This is a genomic window from Phycicoccus ginsengisoli, assembly GCF_054779295.1.
The window spans coordinates 208,488-225,190 of the sequence record NZ_BAAGYN010000005.1 but is presented as its reverse complement, the minus strand read 5'-3'; the positions used below and the strand labels follow the sequence as shown (position 1 = coordinate 225,190).

The following is a 16,703-nucleotide window of genomic DNA, read 5'->3' as shown; positions in this document are numbered from 1 at the left end:
CCAACCCCCTTGAGCAGCGTTCGCACCGAGACGGAAACCGTCATCAAGCGCATCCTCCCCTACCTCAGGCGGAGGGGATACGACCCGGAGACCGACATCGATTTCGAGACCCCGGTGGAGAATCCTGACCGCTACACCAAGGGTTATGTCGACTTGCTCGTCACGTGCGGCAACCAGACTCCATATTTCGTGATCGAAGCCAAGCGCAACGGCCGTAACCTCACGAAAGCAGATGCAAAGCAGGCACGCGACTACGCACGTGCGGTGAAGGCCCCGTTTTTTGTTGTCACAAACGGCAAGGTCGTTCAAGTCTTCAACACGCACACGGGAGAGGCGCTGCACTGGAACGGAAAGCTCGCCGACAAGGTCCCCAGCAGGGACCAAGTCAAGGATGTCGTAAAGGTGCTCCGCACCCGTAAGGACGCTACCGATGTGCCGCTTGGAAGGGGCGACGAAAGCCTCCCATTCCGGCCCTCCTTGCCACTGAAGCAGCTGAACGAGCTATTTGCCCGATGCCACAATAAGATCCGAAACATTGAAAAGAACGAAGAGACCGCGTTCGCGGACTTCTCAAAGATCCTGTTCTTGAAGCTGCTCGAAGAAAAAGAAGACGCGGGCGACTTTGAACTTCCATATTCATATCGCTTTTGGGACCTCGCGGAAAGGCCGCCCGCCCAGGCCGATCAGGTCAAGTCAGCAATAAATCAGATGTTGTCGCAGATAAAGGCTAAGGGCTACGGCGACGTACTAGGCGAGGACCTGCACCTCAAGAACCCGGCAACCTTCAGGTACATCGTGGGCGAGCTCGCGAAGGTCTCGTTTACCGACAGCGACCATGACGTCAAGGGCACTGCGTTCGAGTACTTCGTCCGCGCAACCCTAAAGGGCAAGAAGCTCGGTCAGTACTTCACCCCGCGCCCTGTGATTGACGTGATGGCCGAGTTGGTCGGCCGCGAATCGGTGGTGTCTGCACTGCGTTCGGGGAGCGAAGTGCGCGTCCTCGACCCGGCGTGTGGCACCGGTGGGTTCCTCGTCTATATGCTCAAGGAATCCTTGGCACAGCTCGACGTGCTGAAGCAATCGCGCAAGATCACAAAAGCGAACCGAGACGATCTCGCAGCCAAGCTGATGCGCGAGGTCTTCCACGGAAGTGACGCAAACGAGGGCGTCGCCTCGGCAGCAAAGATGAACATGATCATCGCCGGCGATGGCCACAACAACATCCTGTGTGAAAACTCCATCTTGCCGAACGCCGCTGTTTGGCCGATGGGAGCGGCTCAGTACGACCTCATCATGACGAATCCACCTTTCGGCACTACTGAGGGCGACTCATTGAGCCGAGCCGATGCTGAGAAGTACCCAGTGCCCGGCGGCAGGGGTCAGCATCTGTTCCTTCAACGTATGGTCATGGCAGCCAACCCCGGCGGTCTAATCTGCACCGTCATCGATGAGGGTCTGCTCAACACTGACACGGGCGTCGAGCTTCGCCGTTGGGTTATGCGACACGCGGAGCTGCTCGCTGTACTACAGCTGCCCGAGGTGACGTTCAAGCCAAACAAGATCAACGTGCGAAGCAGCATCCTTCTCCTACGCCGACGGGAGGACGAGGACGCCGATCTCCTCGAGTCTTACCCCGTTACCTTCGGGCGGCTGGATTCGCTGGGATACCACGGCACCGGTGAATCGATTCGCGGGTTTGACTTCGCGGAGGTGCGTGCGTCGCTGGGCGAGGGTCTCCTGAACCCTGCCCTGGGCACTGAGCGGTCGGGTCCATCATGGCGCGCGTTCGATGTTGCTGCTGACGTCGTCGCCGCTGACGGGACCACGCGATGGGACTGTAAGTATTGGAGTCCCGAGGTTCGCTCGAAGTCAGCCGCTCTATCCGCTTCCGGAGGAACGGCGTTGGTTGACCTTAACCAAGTGGAGACGCGCAGAGGACGGTCCCCGCAAGCGTCCACTTACGTGGATGAGCCCGAGGGATATGCCGTCGTCGTGAAGGCAGGCAGTTCCGTCACACGCTATGGGCAGGTCACCCTCGAGGGCGCCGACTGGGTGGAGAAGCAGGTTTTCGATGAACTGCCGGACGAGGTCAAGCTGCAGAAGGGAGACGTCCTCCTGAGCTCAACCGGCGACGGCACCCTCGGGAAAGCGGCTGTGTGGGACCTTGACCATGAGGCCGTCGCCGATGGCCATATCACCATCCTTCGGCTAGACCAGGAAGTCGTGGACCCCTACTACCTTGCGGATTACCTTCGCTCAGGTTTCGGCCAGGATCAGATCCAGCGCCTGTACACCGGTAGCACTGGTCTGATCGAGCTGACGCCCGAACACGTGGACCGAATCGTGGTGTACCTGCCGAGCCTGAGCGCACAGCAGACGCTTTCAAGATCCCTCAGGACAGCGGAGGACACCTTCCGCTCCGATCTTGGCTCTGCGGATGCTGCCCTCCGCTCAGCTCGGGCACAGTTCGACGAGGCCACATCGCAGCAGTGAAAGAATCCACTTTCTTCGAGGACCGTCCCAGCCTGCAGCGCGTGAGGAGTTTCTTTACTGGTTCAAGCGCGGCTCCGCCGCGACGCGCGGGGCCCCGCGATGGGGCCCCGCGCTCCGGGCGCTTCGCGCCCTGCGCGCACCCCACCGCACCCCACCCGAAAGAACGGTCTACCGACCACTTGGTCGATAGGCTCCCGAACCACAGAAAATGACGCCTACCCGGAGACGGTCCAGTGGCAGTGCCTACGTACGAGGACATGATGCGGCCCACGCTCGAGATCCTGACCGAGCGCGGGCCGACCGTGTTCCGCGAGCTTGCCGAGCTGGTCGCCGACAGGATGGGTCTGACGGATGCCGACCGGGCCACCACTATCGAGAGCGGCCAGGCCGTCTACGTGAACAGGGTCGGATGGTCCGTGACCTACCTGGTTCAGGCCGGTGCCATACGCCGGCCAAAGAGAGGCACGTCCGAGATCACGGAGCGGGGTCGCCAGCTTCTGGCCGCAGTGAACGGCCCGATCTCCAACGCAGACCTTGCCCAGTTCGGCGAGTTTCAGGAATTCCGCAACCGAAGCAGGGCTTCTCAGAAGCGGGTCGGATCGAGCCTCGTCCGCGTTGAGCCAGTCGGCGGCGTGGCCGACGCCCACCGCAGCCCGGAAGAAGTCATCAGCGACACCGTTGCCACAGTGCACGGAGCCTTGGCCGGCGAGCTCCTCGACCGGGTTATGCAGCTGACCCCCATTGCCTTTGAGAGCTTGGTCCTCCGATTGCTCGGAGCCATGAAATACGGCGCCTCGGGGCAGATCGAGTCCACCGCGGCCACGGGAGATGCGGGCATCGACGGCGTGATCAGCCAGGACCCACTTGGCCTGGACCGTATCTACGTCCAGGCAAAGCGCTACGACCGAGATCGGACAATCGGCCGACCAACCATGCAGGCATTTGTTGGTGCTCTCCAAGGGCAGCAGGCGGACCGCGGCGTCTTCATTACTACGTGCCGCTTCACCTCCGAAGCCCTTACATATGCCGACCGCGTTGGTGTACGGATCATTCCTATAGACGGAGATGAGCTCGCGACGCTCATGCTGAAGCACGGCGTCGGCGTCCAACCGGGCTATGTTGCGACCCTCATGAAGCTGGATGAGGACTTCTTCGAGGGCCTCTAACTCCCCGGGCGTCCGCCGTCGACCCTGCGCTCCACTCTCCGCCCGCCTCCGGATCGCATCAAGGGCGCTACGCGTCACTCCGTGATGGCCTGCGGCCACCCTTGACTCGATCGCTCCGGCCGGCTCCCCTGCTCCGCTATCGGGTCGGCGGCTCAGTGTGGCCGTGCCCCACGTGGTTAGCGAGCGGGTGGAAAGGACATCGGCTCGTCCGACGTCAACGCCACGCGGAACTCGTGCGCGGAGCCACACAACTCCCCAATGCTCCTCGGCTGGACTGCGCTCCTCGTCGACCTTGTCGGCTGAAACTCCTCCATCACACGACTGAACAGCACCTGGCCGCTTCGATCGATCCGAGAATCCACAATTGCTGGAGTCAGGTTGCCCCACGCGGGATCGGCCTGTTCCTGCCGAACGTAGCCCGCCCAGTCGAGGCAGACCCCCGAAAATTGAGCGGCTGTCTGCGTGGTCGCACCCGCCAATCCACCCCACCCCTGCAGCACACCCACCGCCAGCGCCACTACAAGGGACACAACGCTGATCCCCAAACTCGTCCACCCGAGCCACTTGCTCTCCCGCACCGCCCTGCTCCTTCGTCGACCCTGCTCGCTCGGCGCTCAGACGCACCAGTCCCACGCCTTGGTTCCGATGACATTGGCAGACCGCACCGACAGGGCCGCAGGCTGGCCCCGTTCGACCAACCGGTCGGTCGGCTGCGGGCGCGCGTGATAGGTACCTCAGAGGTACCCACAGGGTCCGAAACAGCCAGAACCACCCGGCATGCAACCACTGCATAGCCATTGCGGCGCAATGGAATTCGCGAACCGGGCCACCCCTCGTCTCGCTCCTAAAGCGGGTGTCGGCAGTTCGAATCTGCCCGAGGGCACAGCCACGAATGTATGAGTTCGGCTGATGCTTGACGGTTGGCCTTCGGGTGATGCCTGACGGTGTTCCGGCTGATCCTTGACAGTTGTTTCGGCTGATCCTTGACGCTCTCTTCAGCGCGCGTGCTCACGTCGCTCCCCGCAGCTGACAATCGCGTCGGCGCCGAGGGTCGGTCGCCGCCACTACCGGCTCGTGCGCTGCAGCCGCTCGAGAAGGGGCTCGAGGTCCACGAATGCAAAACGCACCTCGGCGTCACTGCAGCCGTACGGCAGCACCAGCTGTCCGTCGTGAACAAGGCCGCCGCACGAGTAGACGACGTTGGGAACATAGCCGTCACGCTCCTGCTGGGTGGCGGTGAGCAGGGGCTTGGCCAGCGACCCGAGGACCCGTGATGGGTCCTCGAGATCGAGCAGTATGGCGCCTAGCCCGTAAGTGCGCATGGCCCCCACGCCATGGGTGATCACCAGCCAGCCGGCCTCTGTTTCGACGGGCGAACCGCACTGGCCAAGCTGCACGAGCTCCCATGGCCGCTCCGGGCGAATGAGAGTCCTCGATGCTGCCCACATGACGGCGTCGTCGGACCGGGTGAGCCCCAGCGTCTCGCGGTCCCAGCGGGTCAGCGCGAGGTAGTCTCCGCCCACCCGCCGAGGGAAGAGGGCCATTCCTTTGTCGAGGGCGGACGGCCCGATCTGGTGTCTGCTCTCGAACGTAACGAAGTCCTCGGTCGTGAGCAGTCTTGGGGCGACGTTCGAGCCGTCGAACGCTGTGTACGTCGCGTGGTAGGTCACCCGCCCGCGATCGGTGAAGCGGACGAACCGCGCGTCCTCCATACCGTTCGCCTCAGCGGGGACCGTGGGGAACACCACGCGGGAAGAGAGGGGTCGCCCCGCGTCGAAGCGCAATCGGTACGTCGCGTCGGGCGGTGCCGGAATCGGTGCCGAGAACGGGGCCGCCCTGCGGTCGCTCGACATGGAGCCGGGGGTCACCACTCCCGTACCCGGATGCGGGTCCGGAGGGTCGAGCCGCACCTCGCGCGTGTCGCCGGCACCGCTAACAGCCTCGTCATCGGCACCCGATCCCGAACCGCCCAGAACACCGGTGCGAAACTCGATGCTGGAGATGTGACCCTCACCCACTGCACGCAAGCTCATGACGAAACGCAGCTCGCCGTCGGCGAGGCCGCTCTGGTCTGGGTGCGCCACCAGCGACGGATTGAACAGGGCAGCCGCCTCGAGGGCGTACTCCTGGGTGAAATAGGCACCGAGGAGGTTCCGTCGGGTGGTGGAGAGGTCACTGGCACCGTCGATGCGGTGGGCCACGAGACCGAAGTGCTCGCGGAACATCCCGATCAGGTCGTGATGCCGCGGCGCGAACGCCGCAACGGTGTCGGCGAGCACCCGTGCGGCTTCGTCCTCGTCGAGCGACAGCACCCGGGCAATAACCGCGTCGGCCCGCGAGTTGCCGGTGGACAGCAACTCTTGGCCTGGTAGGAACAGCCTCCCCAGCACCCGGCTCGGATCCGGCCGCAGCGCCAGGGCGCCCCGATGCACCCATGCGCGGTCGCCAAGTGGCGCGCGAGGTTCGGTATACCGGCCGCTCACCGAGGTCACGCCGCCGCCTACGACGACGCGAAAGCGGGCGCGAGAGCCGAGGCACTGCCCGCCCCCAGCCGCTGCGCCTGCTGGAACGTGGAGATCAGCGCGATGGTCGACTCGGCGCCCTGGTTCTCGTTGCGACCGCCCGGTTCGAGGCCGTCGCAACCGCCCCCGCTGATGGGGTCGTGCAGGGGGGTCCGCGAGTCGTTCGCGCCCTCGAACCATGCAGCGCACCGAGAAACCCCCGCGCTCCAGCGCGGGTCCGCGGTGACGTCGAAGGCCCGTGCGCACGCATCGGCGAGCGCCGAGACCTCGATAGGCTGCTGGTCGAACTGGGGTCGGGGGTCGCCGGGACCCCATCCGCCGGCAGGGGAGACCGACAGGTGGCCGCCCGCCGTTTCGACGTCCAGCAGCCACGTCAGCATCCGTAGGCCCTCCGTCAGCCACTTCCACACCCCGAGCAGGGAGCCTGCCGCGACGAGGGTCTCGGCGAGGGCCGCGTTGGCGTAGGTGAGCCGCGACTCCGGCCAGTACCAGCCGCCCACGATGGTGTCTTTCCTCCCGAGAAGAGGGGTGGTGCGTGCAATGAGGGTTGCTGCATCCGCCAGCAACGACTTGGCCACCTCGTCGCGTGGCCGCACGGTCAGGACCTCCGCCGCCCCCAGACCAGCGAACGCCATGGACCTCGGCCATGGTGAGCGGACGGCGGCTCCCGCGGTGAAAGCCTGGTCCGCCCTCCAGTCGACGACCGCTGGGGCCCGTGCGACGCCGGTACCCAGCGCCCAGAGGGCACGCCCCCAGCAGTCCTCGACCGTCGGCTCATCGGACCACGACCGGTCGACGGCTCGGCGGTTGCGGAACATCCCACCCTCACCTTGGGCGTCGAGCACGAAGTTCAAGCAGGTCGAAGCGAGCGCGGCGAGCTCGGCCGTGTGGTCGGGCTGACGAACCGTGACGATGAAGGCGCGAGCGACGTCATCGAGGCAGTAGCCGTGCCCGCGGCGCGGAGCGGTCAGCTCGGCGTGCTCGAACACTCCGACTTCATCGGAGAGGTGCAGGAGGTGTCGGAAGGAGACCGGCGCCAGCTCCAAAGGCACGGCGGGGGCGTCGGTTGCCGATGAAGCCGTCGCGACGGTCGCCATGTCAGACCCTCACCGGGGAAGACGAGGCGAGGACCTCGCGGGCAAGCGCGTGGTACTGCTGCGCGACCGCAGGCCATTGCATCTGGGGCGCGATCCGCTCGGCCTCTGCCGACATCGCGGCCGCCAGCCCGGGCTCGGTCAGCACGCTCCGCAGTCCCCGAGCTATCGCGCTCGGGTCGTGCCGGTCGACGAGCAGCCCGGCCCCGCGACCGAGCAGTTCCACGGCGTGGGGAAACGCGGTGGACACCACCGGCCTGCCTGCTGCGACCGCCTCGGCGAGGACCCCCGAGGTCACCTGCTCCGTGGAGTCGTAGGGCAGCAGCACGACATCCGCGGCCGCCACGGCGAGGCCCAGCACGTCCGCGGTGAGATATCGCGCGTCGAACTCGACGAGGTCGCTGACGCCGAATGCGTGGGCCCGTGCGACGAGGCCGTCTCGGTAGCGCTCCCCCTCGTGCTCGATCACCTTGGGGTGCGTCTGGCCGACGACGCGGTAGAGGGGCGCGAGGTCCCTTAGCTGGGCCAGCGCCTCGATGCCCCACTCGATGCCTTTGCCCGCGCCGAGCAGGCCCCAGGTGAGCACGACGGGACGACGGTTGGCGGGCCGGGGATCGTGGGCTTGCGTCCGCACCGCGCCAGGCGGCGCCCCATGGGGCACGACGCGGATCCGGCCGCCTTCCAGGCCGTAGTGTGCGACCAGCCGGTCACGGGCGGTACGAGTCATGGTGACGACGACGGCGCTGCGCTCGGCGAGCTCCCGCACGATCTCGCGCTGCCTGTGCGACGGCGCGACGAGGACGGTGTGGACGACCAGAACCATGGGCGTCACCATCTGACGCGTGACGTCGAGGATGTCGATCCCGTCCTGGCCGCCGAAGATCCCGTACTCGTGCTGAACCACGACAATGTCGAACGTGTCGAGAACGGCGACGGCGGACTCCGCACCGCCCGCGCTGCCACGCACCCACTGATGGACCACCTCAGGCAGCGGGAGGGGCTCGGGGACATCCACGACCTGCACGACTCCCACGGCGCCAGCACCACCGCCTCGGCCCGTGAGCGAGTGCGCAAGGGAGCGGCTGAAGGTTGCCAGCCCACAGGTAGTCGGCGGGTAGGTGCTCAGGACTCCATAGGACACGGACATGGCGAGCCTTCCTCGGTCGCCCCGCGTCGACAGCCGACGTGGAGCACAGCCACCCGCAGGGGTGGCGACCTGCACGCACGGTGCGCGGGCGCCTGCACGACGTGGTCGCACGCAGGCATGTCGAGACGTCATCGTCGCGACGCGTCTCGTTCCCTGGCGAGACGGCGAGACTTCGACGGTAACACCCTGCGGGCTTCCACCCCTGGGAGAACCATCCCTCGGGACCCTCGTGGGCGGGTTGGTCGACGAACGGCGACTAGGGTGATGACTCGCCCCGGTACCGCCCCCACCTCCCCCAACCGTGCCCCGCGGCCCCTGGCGCGCCCGAACCGACCTGACGGAGTCCCATGAGGATCGGCGTCATTGCCTCGATCGCCCACAGCCTGCCCCCGGTCGGCTACGGACCGTGGGAACAGATCGCCTCCGTCCTCACCGAGGGGTTCGTCGAGCGGGGACACGACGTCACTCTCTTCGCCACGGCAGACTCGACGACCTCCGCTCGACTGCACGCCACGGCACCGCACGGGTACGAGGAGTCGCCGGGCCTGGACGCCAAGGCCTGGGAAGGGATCCACAACGCAGCCGCGTTCGAGCGGGCCCACGAGTTCGACGTCATCGCCAACCACTTCGACTTCATGCCGTTGACCTACAGCCGCTTGGTGGGAACCCCCGTGGTGACAACCATCCACGGGTTCTCCTCGACCCGCATCCTCCCCGTCTACCGGGAGTACGACGACGTCGCCCACTACGTAGCCATCAGCGAGGCTGACCGGCACCCCGACCTGCACTACGCCGCCACGATCCACCATGGCATCGACACCGCAGCGTTCACCTTCGTTCCCGAACCGGGCAGCTACGTGCTCTTTCTCGGCCGAATCCACCCTGACAAGGGCACCCACGTATGCGTCGAGGTGGCTCGCCGCGCGGGGCTTCCACTCGTCATCGCGGGCATCGTCCAGGACGAAGACTACTTCCGTGAGGCGGTTGCGCCGCATGTGGACGGAAGCTCGGTGACCTACGTCGGGCCGGTAGGACCCAAGGAACGTGACGCCCTGCTGGGCGGCGCACTCGCCCTGCTGCACCTCATCGACTTCGCGGAGCCCTTCGGCCTCTCCGTGGTGGAGTCGCTGACAACTGGCACACCGGTCATCGCCTCTCCCCTCGGTTCGATGCCAGAACTGCTCCGACACGGCCGGACTGGGTTTCTCGTCACCGACGTCGAGGCGGCGGTCTCAGCGGTCGCCCAAGCGTCACAACTCGACCGACGGGAGTGCCGTCAGGAGGCGCTCACCCGCTTCTCGTCCGACCGCATGGTCCGGGACCACCTCGCCGTGTTCGAGCAGGTCGTTCGAGCAGGTCGTTCGAGCTGAGGGTGATGGCCGCACCACCGCGCGGAGGTACGTGCAGCGCCCCCGACCCTGTGGTCTTGGGGCCGTCATGGCGCCAGGTGGCGGTGGCAGGTGGCAAAGCCGACGGCTTTTCTCGCACTCTTCAGGTGCTCCTCACTCATCACTCCCAACAGGGGCGCGCCGAGACACGGGGAGTCTGGAGCATCGCCAAGGGGTCTACGAAGCTGACGGCATGGACATGAGCACCCTTCACAGCACCGTGCGCGCAGGCGCGCGGGCCTAGGCCTCGCCACCTTGATCGGGGTCGTCGTCGTCGTGGCGCTCGTCCTCGAAATCGTGCACGAGTGCACGCGCCCGCTCGTCGCGACCTCGGCTGTCCTCGGCGTCCAGGTTATTCATCGCCTGCCCCAGCGCCCAGTCCGGGAGCGGGGTAGGGCCCGAGTTCGGGCTCGCATTCGCTGACATGTCACACCTCTGCTGCGCGGGGAAGAGCCGCACCAGTCCCTCCATTGTGCCCCTCACGCGGTGGCCAATTCGTCTGTATCGCCTGTCGGTGTACGACCCGGGCCTTCGGGCTCAACGAACCGAGGTGGCCTGATGGCCGCGCGCACCGCGGCCGGGCAGAAGAGTGCAGAGAAGTACCCGAGCGCGGTTGGTCAGGAGACGCCACTCGGTCATGGTCCGACAGCACACTCCTGATTCCTTGATTGCTCTGCTGGTGACCGTGGGTGAGGTTACGGCGATCATGCTTCCTGCCGCTTCCCCGCCCGAGGGAGTGAGTCGGGAGGGATGTTCTGGGTGACCAAGCCAATTGGCTGGGATGGCAGTAGGCTCAACACAGCCTCAGTTTGGGGCCCATGCCCTCTCGCCAGCGAGAGGAGATTGCTGGTCCATCGATGGACACCAACTCACCCGGTACGAGCGCCTCTGGCCCCCGGTCCGAAGCGGTCCCTGAGGTACACAACTCAGCGATCGACGAGGCCGCCGCCCTGCAGGGCGGCTGCGGGCAGGTCCACCTACCCAGCGGACGCATGTGCACCTTGCGGAACGGCCACGCGGGATCCTGCGAGTTCTCGCCCGCCGAAGAGGCGGACACCGTCCTCGCCGAGCACAAGGCCGCCGGAGGCTGGTGAGCCGAGTTGTACGCGGTTCGAGAACGCGTTCGCGCGACTTGTCCCGGCAAGCCAGCTCGGTAGTGAACGACCTCGCCGAGAGCGGCGATCGCGCCGCTCGCCCTGGCACCACGACCCCGGGCGAAGGAGCAAGCCATGGCCAGAGCCAGTCGCACCATCGTCATCGACCGTCCGGTCGAGGAGGTGTTCGCCTTCTTCACGACCCACGCGAACGACGCCGCGTGGCGGTCCCAGGTCGTGGAGATCAGCGAGTCCGAGCCCCCGCGGCAGGGTGCGCGCATCCACCAGGTCCTCAAGGGGCCCGGCGGCCAGAAGATCCCGGCTGACCTCGAGGTGACCACCTACGAGCCGCCGCTCCGCTACACCTTCGACGTCGTCACCGGCCCCGTGCGCCCGCACGGCGAGTGGCTGTTCGCACCGGCCGGGGATGCCACCGAGGTGACCTTCACGCTGAGTGCCGAGCTCAAGGGGCTCAAGAACCTGGCCTTCTCCCGACCCGCCCAGAGCGCCATGGACAGCGAGGTCGCCGGCCTCGACACCGCCAAACAACTCCTCGAGAACTCCTGAGCCATCCGCCGCCACCCGGCACGGTTACCCCGCGGCACCCTGCGCGCTCGGCGGCTCGCCGAGCGCGGCCAGCTCGGCGCCGCGAGGGTCGTGCTCCAGCGCGGACGGCACGTCGAAGACCTGGACCGGGCGGGTATGCCGGTCCCACGCCTCCCAGCCCGGGTCCCCGCCGACCGCGAACGCGACCCAGGCCCGGTGGACCTCATCCGCCAGCTGCTGCGGGGCATCCGGACCGGTGAGGGTCTCGCCGCCGGCCAAGGTGTCGAAGACGAAGGGCAGCTCGAGCGCGTGGCAGGCGCCCAGGTCGGGAACCCCTGACTGCCAGTCGAACTCGTACACGTGGGTCCGTCCCCCGGCCGCCGTGTGGGCGTCCGCGAGCCGCACCGTCTCGCGTCGGAAGGACGCGTCGGTCAGGATCGACGCGAGGAGGTCACCGGCGCTCGCGCCCGGCCGCGACCCGGCATACACAGGCACCACTGCGGGGTCGATGCCGTAACGGCTCAGCACCGTCGGCAGCGCCGCGTCGCTCACCATCGCCGCCAGCCCGGTGGGCATCAGGAAGAAGCGGAACTCGTCGCGGGTGCTCCCGGTGAGCAGCTCCACCCCGCTCCCGGCCCCGGCCGCGACCCTCGCCACGGGCACGTCCGGCACGACGTCACCATCGACCGTCGGGAAGAAGCTCATGATGCCCAGCCCGTTGCGGATCACGCTGGCACCCCACCGAGCCGGGTCGGGCTGCTGCGCCAGGGCCAGGCCCACGGCGTTCTGCGCCTCGAGCAGCGCGTCCGGGTCCGTGGCCCCGAGCGCCTCCGCGGTCGCCGGCACCCCGAGCGCCGCGGCGACCTCCGCGGTGACGAGCCGGGCCTCGTGCTCGTCGGCGACCGCCGTCGCCGTGCCGCTCTGGACGACCGCACGCCGGAAGAGTCCTTCGGCCGCGGGCGAGGCCAGCAGGGTGGCCACGCTCATCCCGCCGGCGGACTCCCCGAACACGGTGACGTTGCCCGGGTCCCCGCCGAACGCCGCCACGTTCTCCTGCACCCACGCCAGCGCCAGCAGCTGGTCGCGCAGCCCACGGTTGGACGGCGCGCCCTCCACCGCGGCGAAGCCGGGCACGCCGAGCCGGTAGTTCACCGAGACGAGCACCACACCGTCGCGCGCGAAGGCCGAACCGTCGTAGATGGCCAGGGCGTTGCCGCCGCGGGTGAAGGCACCACCGTGGACCCACACCATCACCGGCAGGCCGGACGCGGCAGGGTCCGGAGTCCACACGTTGACGTGCAGGTGGTCCTCGCCGGGCAGGATCGTGGTGCCGAGGATGGCCGCGATGGGCGGCGGGTACGGCGACTGGGTCGCGGTCGCCCCGAGGGTCGTGACCTCGCGGACGCCGTCCCACGGCTGCGCCGGCCGGGGCGCCTCGAACCGTGCGGGCCCCACCGGCGCCGCGGCATACGGGATGCCCAGGAACGCGCTCACCCCGCCGCTCGTGCGTCCGCGCACGCGACCGGCCTGCAGGGAGACGACAGGGTCCATGGGTCCTCCGAAGGTCGGGACGCTGGGGGCGCGGGGCCGGCGTGGCCGCCACCCAGCAGCCTCGTGCACGACGCCGTCTCGTGCACGTCCGACGCGGCGAAGCCGTTGCGTGCCCCAACTTGCGAGGCGCTTCCGGCACCGGTAGCCAGAAAGGGACCTCTCCCGCCCCCCGATGGAGTAAACCCTTGTCCTCCTGGCCCCTCCCCGTCCTGCTGCTCGCCTTCGCCGCGGCGGCCGCTGCCATCTGGGTGGCCGGCATCCAGCTCTCGAACCAGACGGACGTCCTGTCCACCCGGCTGCACCTCGGCACCGCACTCGGCGGTCTGATCCTGCTCGCCGTCGCGACCAACCTGCCCGAGATCGCCATCGTCGCCAGCGCCTCCCTCTCCGGCAACGTCGGCGTCGCCGTCGGCAACATCCTGGGCGGCATCGCGATCCAGACCGTCGTGCTCGTCGTGCTCGACGTCTTCGGCATCCGTGGCCGCCGACCGCTGACGTACCAGGCAGCGTCGCTCGTGCTCGTGCTCGAGGCCGCGCTCGTGGTCGCGGTGCTCGCCGTCGTCGTCGCCGGGTCACAGCTGCCCTCGAGCCTCGCGCGGTTCCGGCTGGCGCCCGCCTCAGTGCTCATCACCGTCGTGTGGGTCGCCGGGCTCGTTCTCCTGCAACGAGCGTCGAAGTCCCTGCCGTGGAACGACTCCGGCGAGGCGCCGGACAACCAGGCGAAGCCCAAGGGCCACTCCCAGCAGAAGGCCGAGCAGGACGCCTCGACCAAGGGCACCAGCACGGCCCGGGCGGCGACCGTCTTCGGCGTCGCCGCGCTCGTCACCCTCGTCGCCGGCGTGGTCCTCGAACGCAGCGGTGACGCCATCGCCGGCCACATCGGCCTGTCCGGGGTGCTCTTCGGGGCCACCGTGCTTGCCGCGGCCACCTCCCTCCCGGAGGTCTCGACCGGCCTGACCTCCGTGAAGAACGAGGACTACCAGCTCGCGGTCAGCGACATCTTCGGGGGCAACGCGTTCCTGCCCGTGCTCTTCCTGGTCGCGACCCTGCTGTCCGGCAAGGCGGTGCTGCCGCAGGCGCAGGCCACCGACGTCTACCTCACCGCCCTCGCCATGCTCCTCACCCTGGTGTATGCCGTCGGCCTCGTCTTCCGCCCCCGGCGCCGGATCGCGCGCATGGGCGTCGACTCCCTCGCCGTCCTGGTCCTCTACCTGCTCGGGGTGGCGGGGCTCTTCGCCGTCGCCAGCAGCAGCTGACCGGTTCGAGCGGTCGAGACGCGTCGGGCCGGTCGAGCGGCGTCAGACCGGTCCGGCTCCACCACTCCCGGGGTGGACGTCGGGAGGAGACTGACAGGGAGCGCACCCTGGGCGGCTGGGGTGGACCGCCGACACGGAGGGAGGCAGCTGTGGACGTCGAGGAGATCAGTGCCGAGCTCGACCGGGTGCGCGCCGACTTCCGCCACCTGCTCGACACCGCGACCGTCGCGGAGCTGCGTGCCCCCACCGACGGCACGAGGTGGACCAATGAGCAGCTGCTCTTCCACATGCTCTTCGGGTACCTCCTCGTGCGGAACCTGCGACCTCTCGTCCGCGCGTTCGGCCGGCTGCCCGACGGGGCGTCCAGGCGGTTCTCCGCGGCCCTCGACGCGGGCACGCGCCCCTTCCACGTCGTCAACTACGTGGGCTCCCTGGGCGGCGCCCGCGTCCTCGGGTATGCCGGAATGGCCCGGCTCATGGACCACACCACGGCGCGGCTCCAGCACTCCCTGCGCCGCGAGTCCGCCGCGTCCCTCCGCCGCGGGATGCACTTCCCGACCGGCTGGGACCCCTACTTCCACGACGTCATGACGCTGCGCGAGGTCTACCACTACCCCACCCAGCACTACGAGCACCACCGACGGCAGCTGACCCTCTCCGGCCGCGGCGCGGGCTGACCTGCATCGTGGCTGTGCCGGCGGACCCAGCGCTCGTCGGGGTCGCCGAGCCGTGTTGCGTCCGCGCGGCGACGAACACGAACGGGGCGACCGCAGATCCCGCCGTGATCGTCGGATTTCTCTGGGCCGCAACCAATTTCGTCGTACGTTGTCGACGTCGTCGACGCTCCGGTCTCGGACTCCCGCGCCTCGCCTGTGATCTGCGCCTCAGGGGACCAAGGTCCCTCTGCGCCAGCCGCTGCAGCCGAGAAGGTAGGGGTGCCGACAAAGGCAAAGGAACAGGGCCAACAGCCCTGAGAACAGCGGGAGTTGATCAGCATGCGACGCAGGACCCTCGACGCACTACTCACCACCGGCGGCTTCATCATCACGGCAGTCCTCCTGGTCGCAGGCGGGCTCCTGGTGTGGGCGAGCAACTTCGTGCAGGACAACGTGCACAGCCAGCTGGCGGACCAGAAGATCACGATGCCGTCCGGCAAGGCCATCGAGGACCCGGCCATCAAGCCCTACCTGCAGCAGTACGCAGGCCAGCCGATGACCACGGGCGCCCAGGCGAAGGCGTACGCCGACCACTACATCCTGGTCCACATGAACAAGGCCAGCCAGGGCAAGACCTACGAAGAGGTCAGCGGCGAGTTCATGGCGCTCACGAAGGACCCCAAGGCCGACCAGGCCAAGGTCGCCGAGCTCGGCCAGCTGCGCCAGACGCTCTTCATGGGCAACACCCTTCGCGGCCTGCTCCTCAACGCCTACGCCTTCGGCACCATGGGCACCATCGCCCTCTGGGGCGCGATCGCCAGCTTCGTCGGCGCAGCGCTCATGTTCCTTCTCAGCCTCCTCGGCCTGAGGCACGAACGCCACGTGCCGGCCGAGCAGGAGGTCCGCATCGGACGCGGCGCAGCAGCCGCTCCCGCTGTCGGCTGACCCAGCCGCCCCCGCGGACCACGTCAAGGCCCTCGACCACCGGTCGGGGGCCTTGGCACATGCGCGACCGCAGTCCGGCCGCGGGGGACGTCGTGCCTCGGTCAGCCCCTGGCGAGCCGAGCGGCGCGCGCAGCCTCGACCTTGCGCTGCCGCTCCCGGCGCAGCCGCTCGTGCGGGTCGCTCGCACCGTCCAGCTGGGCGGGCCCGTACACGTGCCACCCGAGGTAGCGGATCCGCCAGAGGAAGCGGTACCCGACGGACAGACCCTCGCGCTCGTCCTTGCGTGCCATCGCAGTCCCATTCGTTAGTGCACTAACAGTTAGTGGCCTAGCGTAAACCGTGCGACCGCCTAGACTGAAATCGTGAAGCCGGCCCCCAGCAACGACGACCTCCTCGCCCTCGACCGCCAGGTGTGCTTCGCGCTCGCCGTCGCCTCCCGCAACGTCATCGGGCTCTACCGGCCGCTGCTCGAGCCGATGGGGCTCACCCACCCCCAGTACCTCGTGATGCTTGCGCTCTGGGAGCAGTCACCGCTCAAGGTCTCCGACCTCGCGCGCCGGCTCAGCCTGGAGCCGGCGACGCTCTCGCCCCTGCTGAAGCGGCTCGAGCTGAGCGGCATGGTCACGCGCGACCGCGACCCGCACGACGACCGCGCGCTCGCCGTCACCCTGACCGCGAAGGGCGCCGCCGCCCGGCAGCAGGCCCTCGACGTCCCGCCGGCCATCCTCGACCGGCTCGGCATGGACGTCTCCGAGCTCGAGACCCTGCGCGACGGCCTCACCCGTCTGATCGCGGCAGCCCGACCCCCGCTCGCCCCGCCCGACTGAGCCGCGCCGGCCCGGCTG

General features: G+C 68.0%; 13 protein-coding genes. 8 read left to right on the top strand and 5 right to left on the bottom strand.

Annotation, left to right across the window (positions count from 1 at the left end):
* The first annotated feature begins 9 nt into the window (after positions 1 to 9).
* Both ACYVDO_RS10405 and ACYVDO_RS10400 read left to right on the top strand, forming a co-directional pair.
* On the top strand, positions 10 to 2,493 hold the full coding sequence (locus ACYVDO_RS10405) for an N-6 DNA methylase (protein WP_460935475.1): 2,484 nt from the start codon (positions 10 to 12) through the stop codon (positions 2,491 to 2,493).
* 260 nt (positions 2,494 to 2,753) lie between these two features.
* On the top strand, positions 2,754 to 3,659 hold the full coding sequence (locus ACYVDO_RS10400; protein WP_460935473.1) for a restriction endonuclease: 906 nt from the start codon (positions 2,754 to 2,756) through the stop codon (positions 3,657 to 3,659).
* A gap of 1,064 nt (positions 3,660 to 4,723) precedes the next feature.
* Here the strand turns inward: ACYVDO_RS10400 and ACYVDO_RS10395 are convergent.
* Genes ACYVDO_RS10395 through ACYVDO_RS10385 form a run of 3 tightly spaced genes read right to left on the bottom strand, consistent with a single transcriptional unit; the run spans position 4,724 to position 8,242 of the window.
* The gene (locus tag ACYVDO_RS10395) at positions 4,724 to 6,151 is read right to left on the bottom strand and encodes a glycoside hydrolase family 130 protein (RefSeq protein ID WP_460935471.1); all 1,428 of its coding nucleotides are present in this window, start codon (positions 6,149 to 6,151) and stop codon (positions 4,724 to 4,726) included.
* 8 nt (positions 6,152 to 6,159) lie between these two features.
* Complete coding sequence (locus tag ACYVDO_RS10390) at positions 6,160 to 7,278, bottom strand: glycosyltransferase (RefSeq protein WP_460935469.1); 1,119 nt, start codon at positions 7,276 to 7,278, stop codon at positions 6,160 to 6,162.
* 1 nt (position 7,279) lies between these two features.
* Entirely contained in the window at positions 7,280 to 8,242 is a 963-nt protein-coding gene (locus tag ACYVDO_RS10385; RefSeq protein ID WP_460935467.1) for a glycosyltransferase, read from the bottom strand.
* A 527-nt stretch (positions 8,243 to 8,769) separates the two neighbouring features.
* Here ACYVDO_RS10385 and ACYVDO_RS10380 point away from each other — a divergent pair.
* Together ACYVDO_RS10380 and ACYVDO_RS10375 are read left to right on the top strand one after the other, a co-directional pair.
* A complete protein-coding gene (locus ACYVDO_RS10380) occupies positions 8,770 to 9,792 on the top strand; it encodes a glycosyltransferase family 4 protein (protein WP_460935465.1) in 1,023 nt (340 codons plus the stop codon).
* A gap of 1,247 nt (positions 9,793 to 11,039) precedes the next feature.
* Positions 11,040 to 11,471 (top strand): SRPBCC family protein, encoded by a 432-nt coding sequence (locus ACYVDO_RS10375; RefSeq protein WP_460935463.1) that lies wholly within the window; start codon positions 11,040 to 11,042, stop codon positions 11,469 to 11,471.
* Between the two features lie 24 nt (positions 11,472 to 11,495).
* On the opposite strand, the gene ACYVDO_RS10370 is transcribed toward ACYVDO_RS10375, so the two are convergent.
* Complete coding sequence (locus ACYVDO_RS10370) at positions 11,496 to 13,001, bottom strand: carboxylesterase/lipase family protein (protein ID WP_460935461.1); 1,506 nt, start codon at positions 12,999 to 13,001, stop codon at positions 11,496 to 11,498.
* Between the two features lie 185 nt (positions 13,002 to 13,186).
* On the opposite strand from ACYVDO_RS10370, the gene ACYVDO_RS10365 reads away from it, so the two are divergent.
* From ACYVDO_RS10365 to ACYVDO_RS10355, 3 genes are all read left to right on the top strand, one after another.
* The gene (locus ACYVDO_RS10365; RefSeq protein ID WP_460935459.1) at positions 13,187 to 14,257 is read left to right on the top strand and encodes a sodium:calcium antiporter; all 1,071 of its coding nucleotides are present in this window, start codon (positions 13,187 to 13,189) and stop codon (positions 14,255 to 14,257) included.
* Between the two features lie 149 nt (positions 14,258 to 14,406).
* The gene (locus tag ACYVDO_RS10360) at positions 14,407 to 14,934 is read left to right on the top strand and encodes a DinB family protein (protein ID WP_460935457.1); all 528 of its coding nucleotides are present in this window, start codon (positions 14,407 to 14,409) and stop codon (positions 14,932 to 14,934) included.
* Positions 14,935 to 15,252: 318 nt separating this feature from the next.
* A complete protein-coding gene (locus ACYVDO_RS10355) occupies positions 15,253 to 15,858 on the top strand; it encodes a hypothetical protein (protein WP_460935455.1) in 606 nt (201 codons plus the stop codon).
* A 101-nt stretch (positions 15,859 to 15,959) separates the two neighbouring features.
* Here ACYVDO_RS10355 and ACYVDO_RS10350 read toward each other — a convergent pair whose 3' ends face one another.
* On the bottom strand, positions 15,960 to 16,148 hold the full coding sequence (locus ACYVDO_RS10350) for a hypothetical protein (RefSeq protein ID WP_460935453.1): 189 nt from the start codon (positions 16,146 to 16,148) through the stop codon (positions 15,960 to 15,962).
* A 72-nt stretch (positions 16,149 to 16,220) separates the two neighbouring features.
* Here ACYVDO_RS10350 and ACYVDO_RS10345 point away from each other — a divergent pair, with 72 nt between their 5' ends.
* A complete protein-coding gene (locus tag ACYVDO_RS10345; RefSeq protein ID WP_460935451.1) occupies positions 16,221 to 16,685 on the top strand; it encodes a MarR family winged helix-turn-helix transcriptional regulator in 465 nt (154 codons plus the stop codon).
* The last annotated feature ends 18 nt before the right edge of the window (positions 16,686 to 16,703 follow it).

Excerpts from the sequence above, each read along its gene's own strand:
- ACYVDO_RS10350 (WP_460935453.1), bottom strand. The coding sequence starts at position 16,148 with ATGGCACGCAAGGACGAGCGCGAGGGTCTGTCCGTCGGGTACCGCTTC.
- ACYVDO_RS10370 (WP_460935461.1), bottom strand. The coding sequence starts at position 13,001 with ATGGACCCTGTCGTCTCCCTGCAGGCCGGTCGCGTGCGCGGACGCACG.
- ACYVDO_RS10380 (WP_460935465.1), top strand. The coding sequence starts at position 8,770 with ATGAGGATCGGCGTCATTGCCTCGATCGCCCACAGCCTGCCCCCGGTC.
- ACYVDO_RS10375 (WP_460935463.1), top strand. The coding sequence starts at position 11,040 with ATGGCCAGAGCCAGTCGCACCATCGTCATCGACCGTCCGGTCGAGGAG.
- ACYVDO_RS10400 (WP_460935473.1), top strand. The coding sequence starts at position 2,754 with ATGCGGCCCACGCTCGAGATCCTGACCGAGCGCGGGCCGACCGTGTTC.
- ACYVDO_RS10355 (WP_460935455.1), top strand. The coding sequence starts at position 15,253 with ATGCGACGCAGGACCCTCGACGCACTACTCACCACCGGCGGCTTCATC.
- ACYVDO_RS10390 (WP_460935469.1), bottom strand. The coding sequence starts at position 7,278 with ATGGCGACCGTCGCGACGGCTTCATCGGCAACCGACGCCCCCGCCGTG.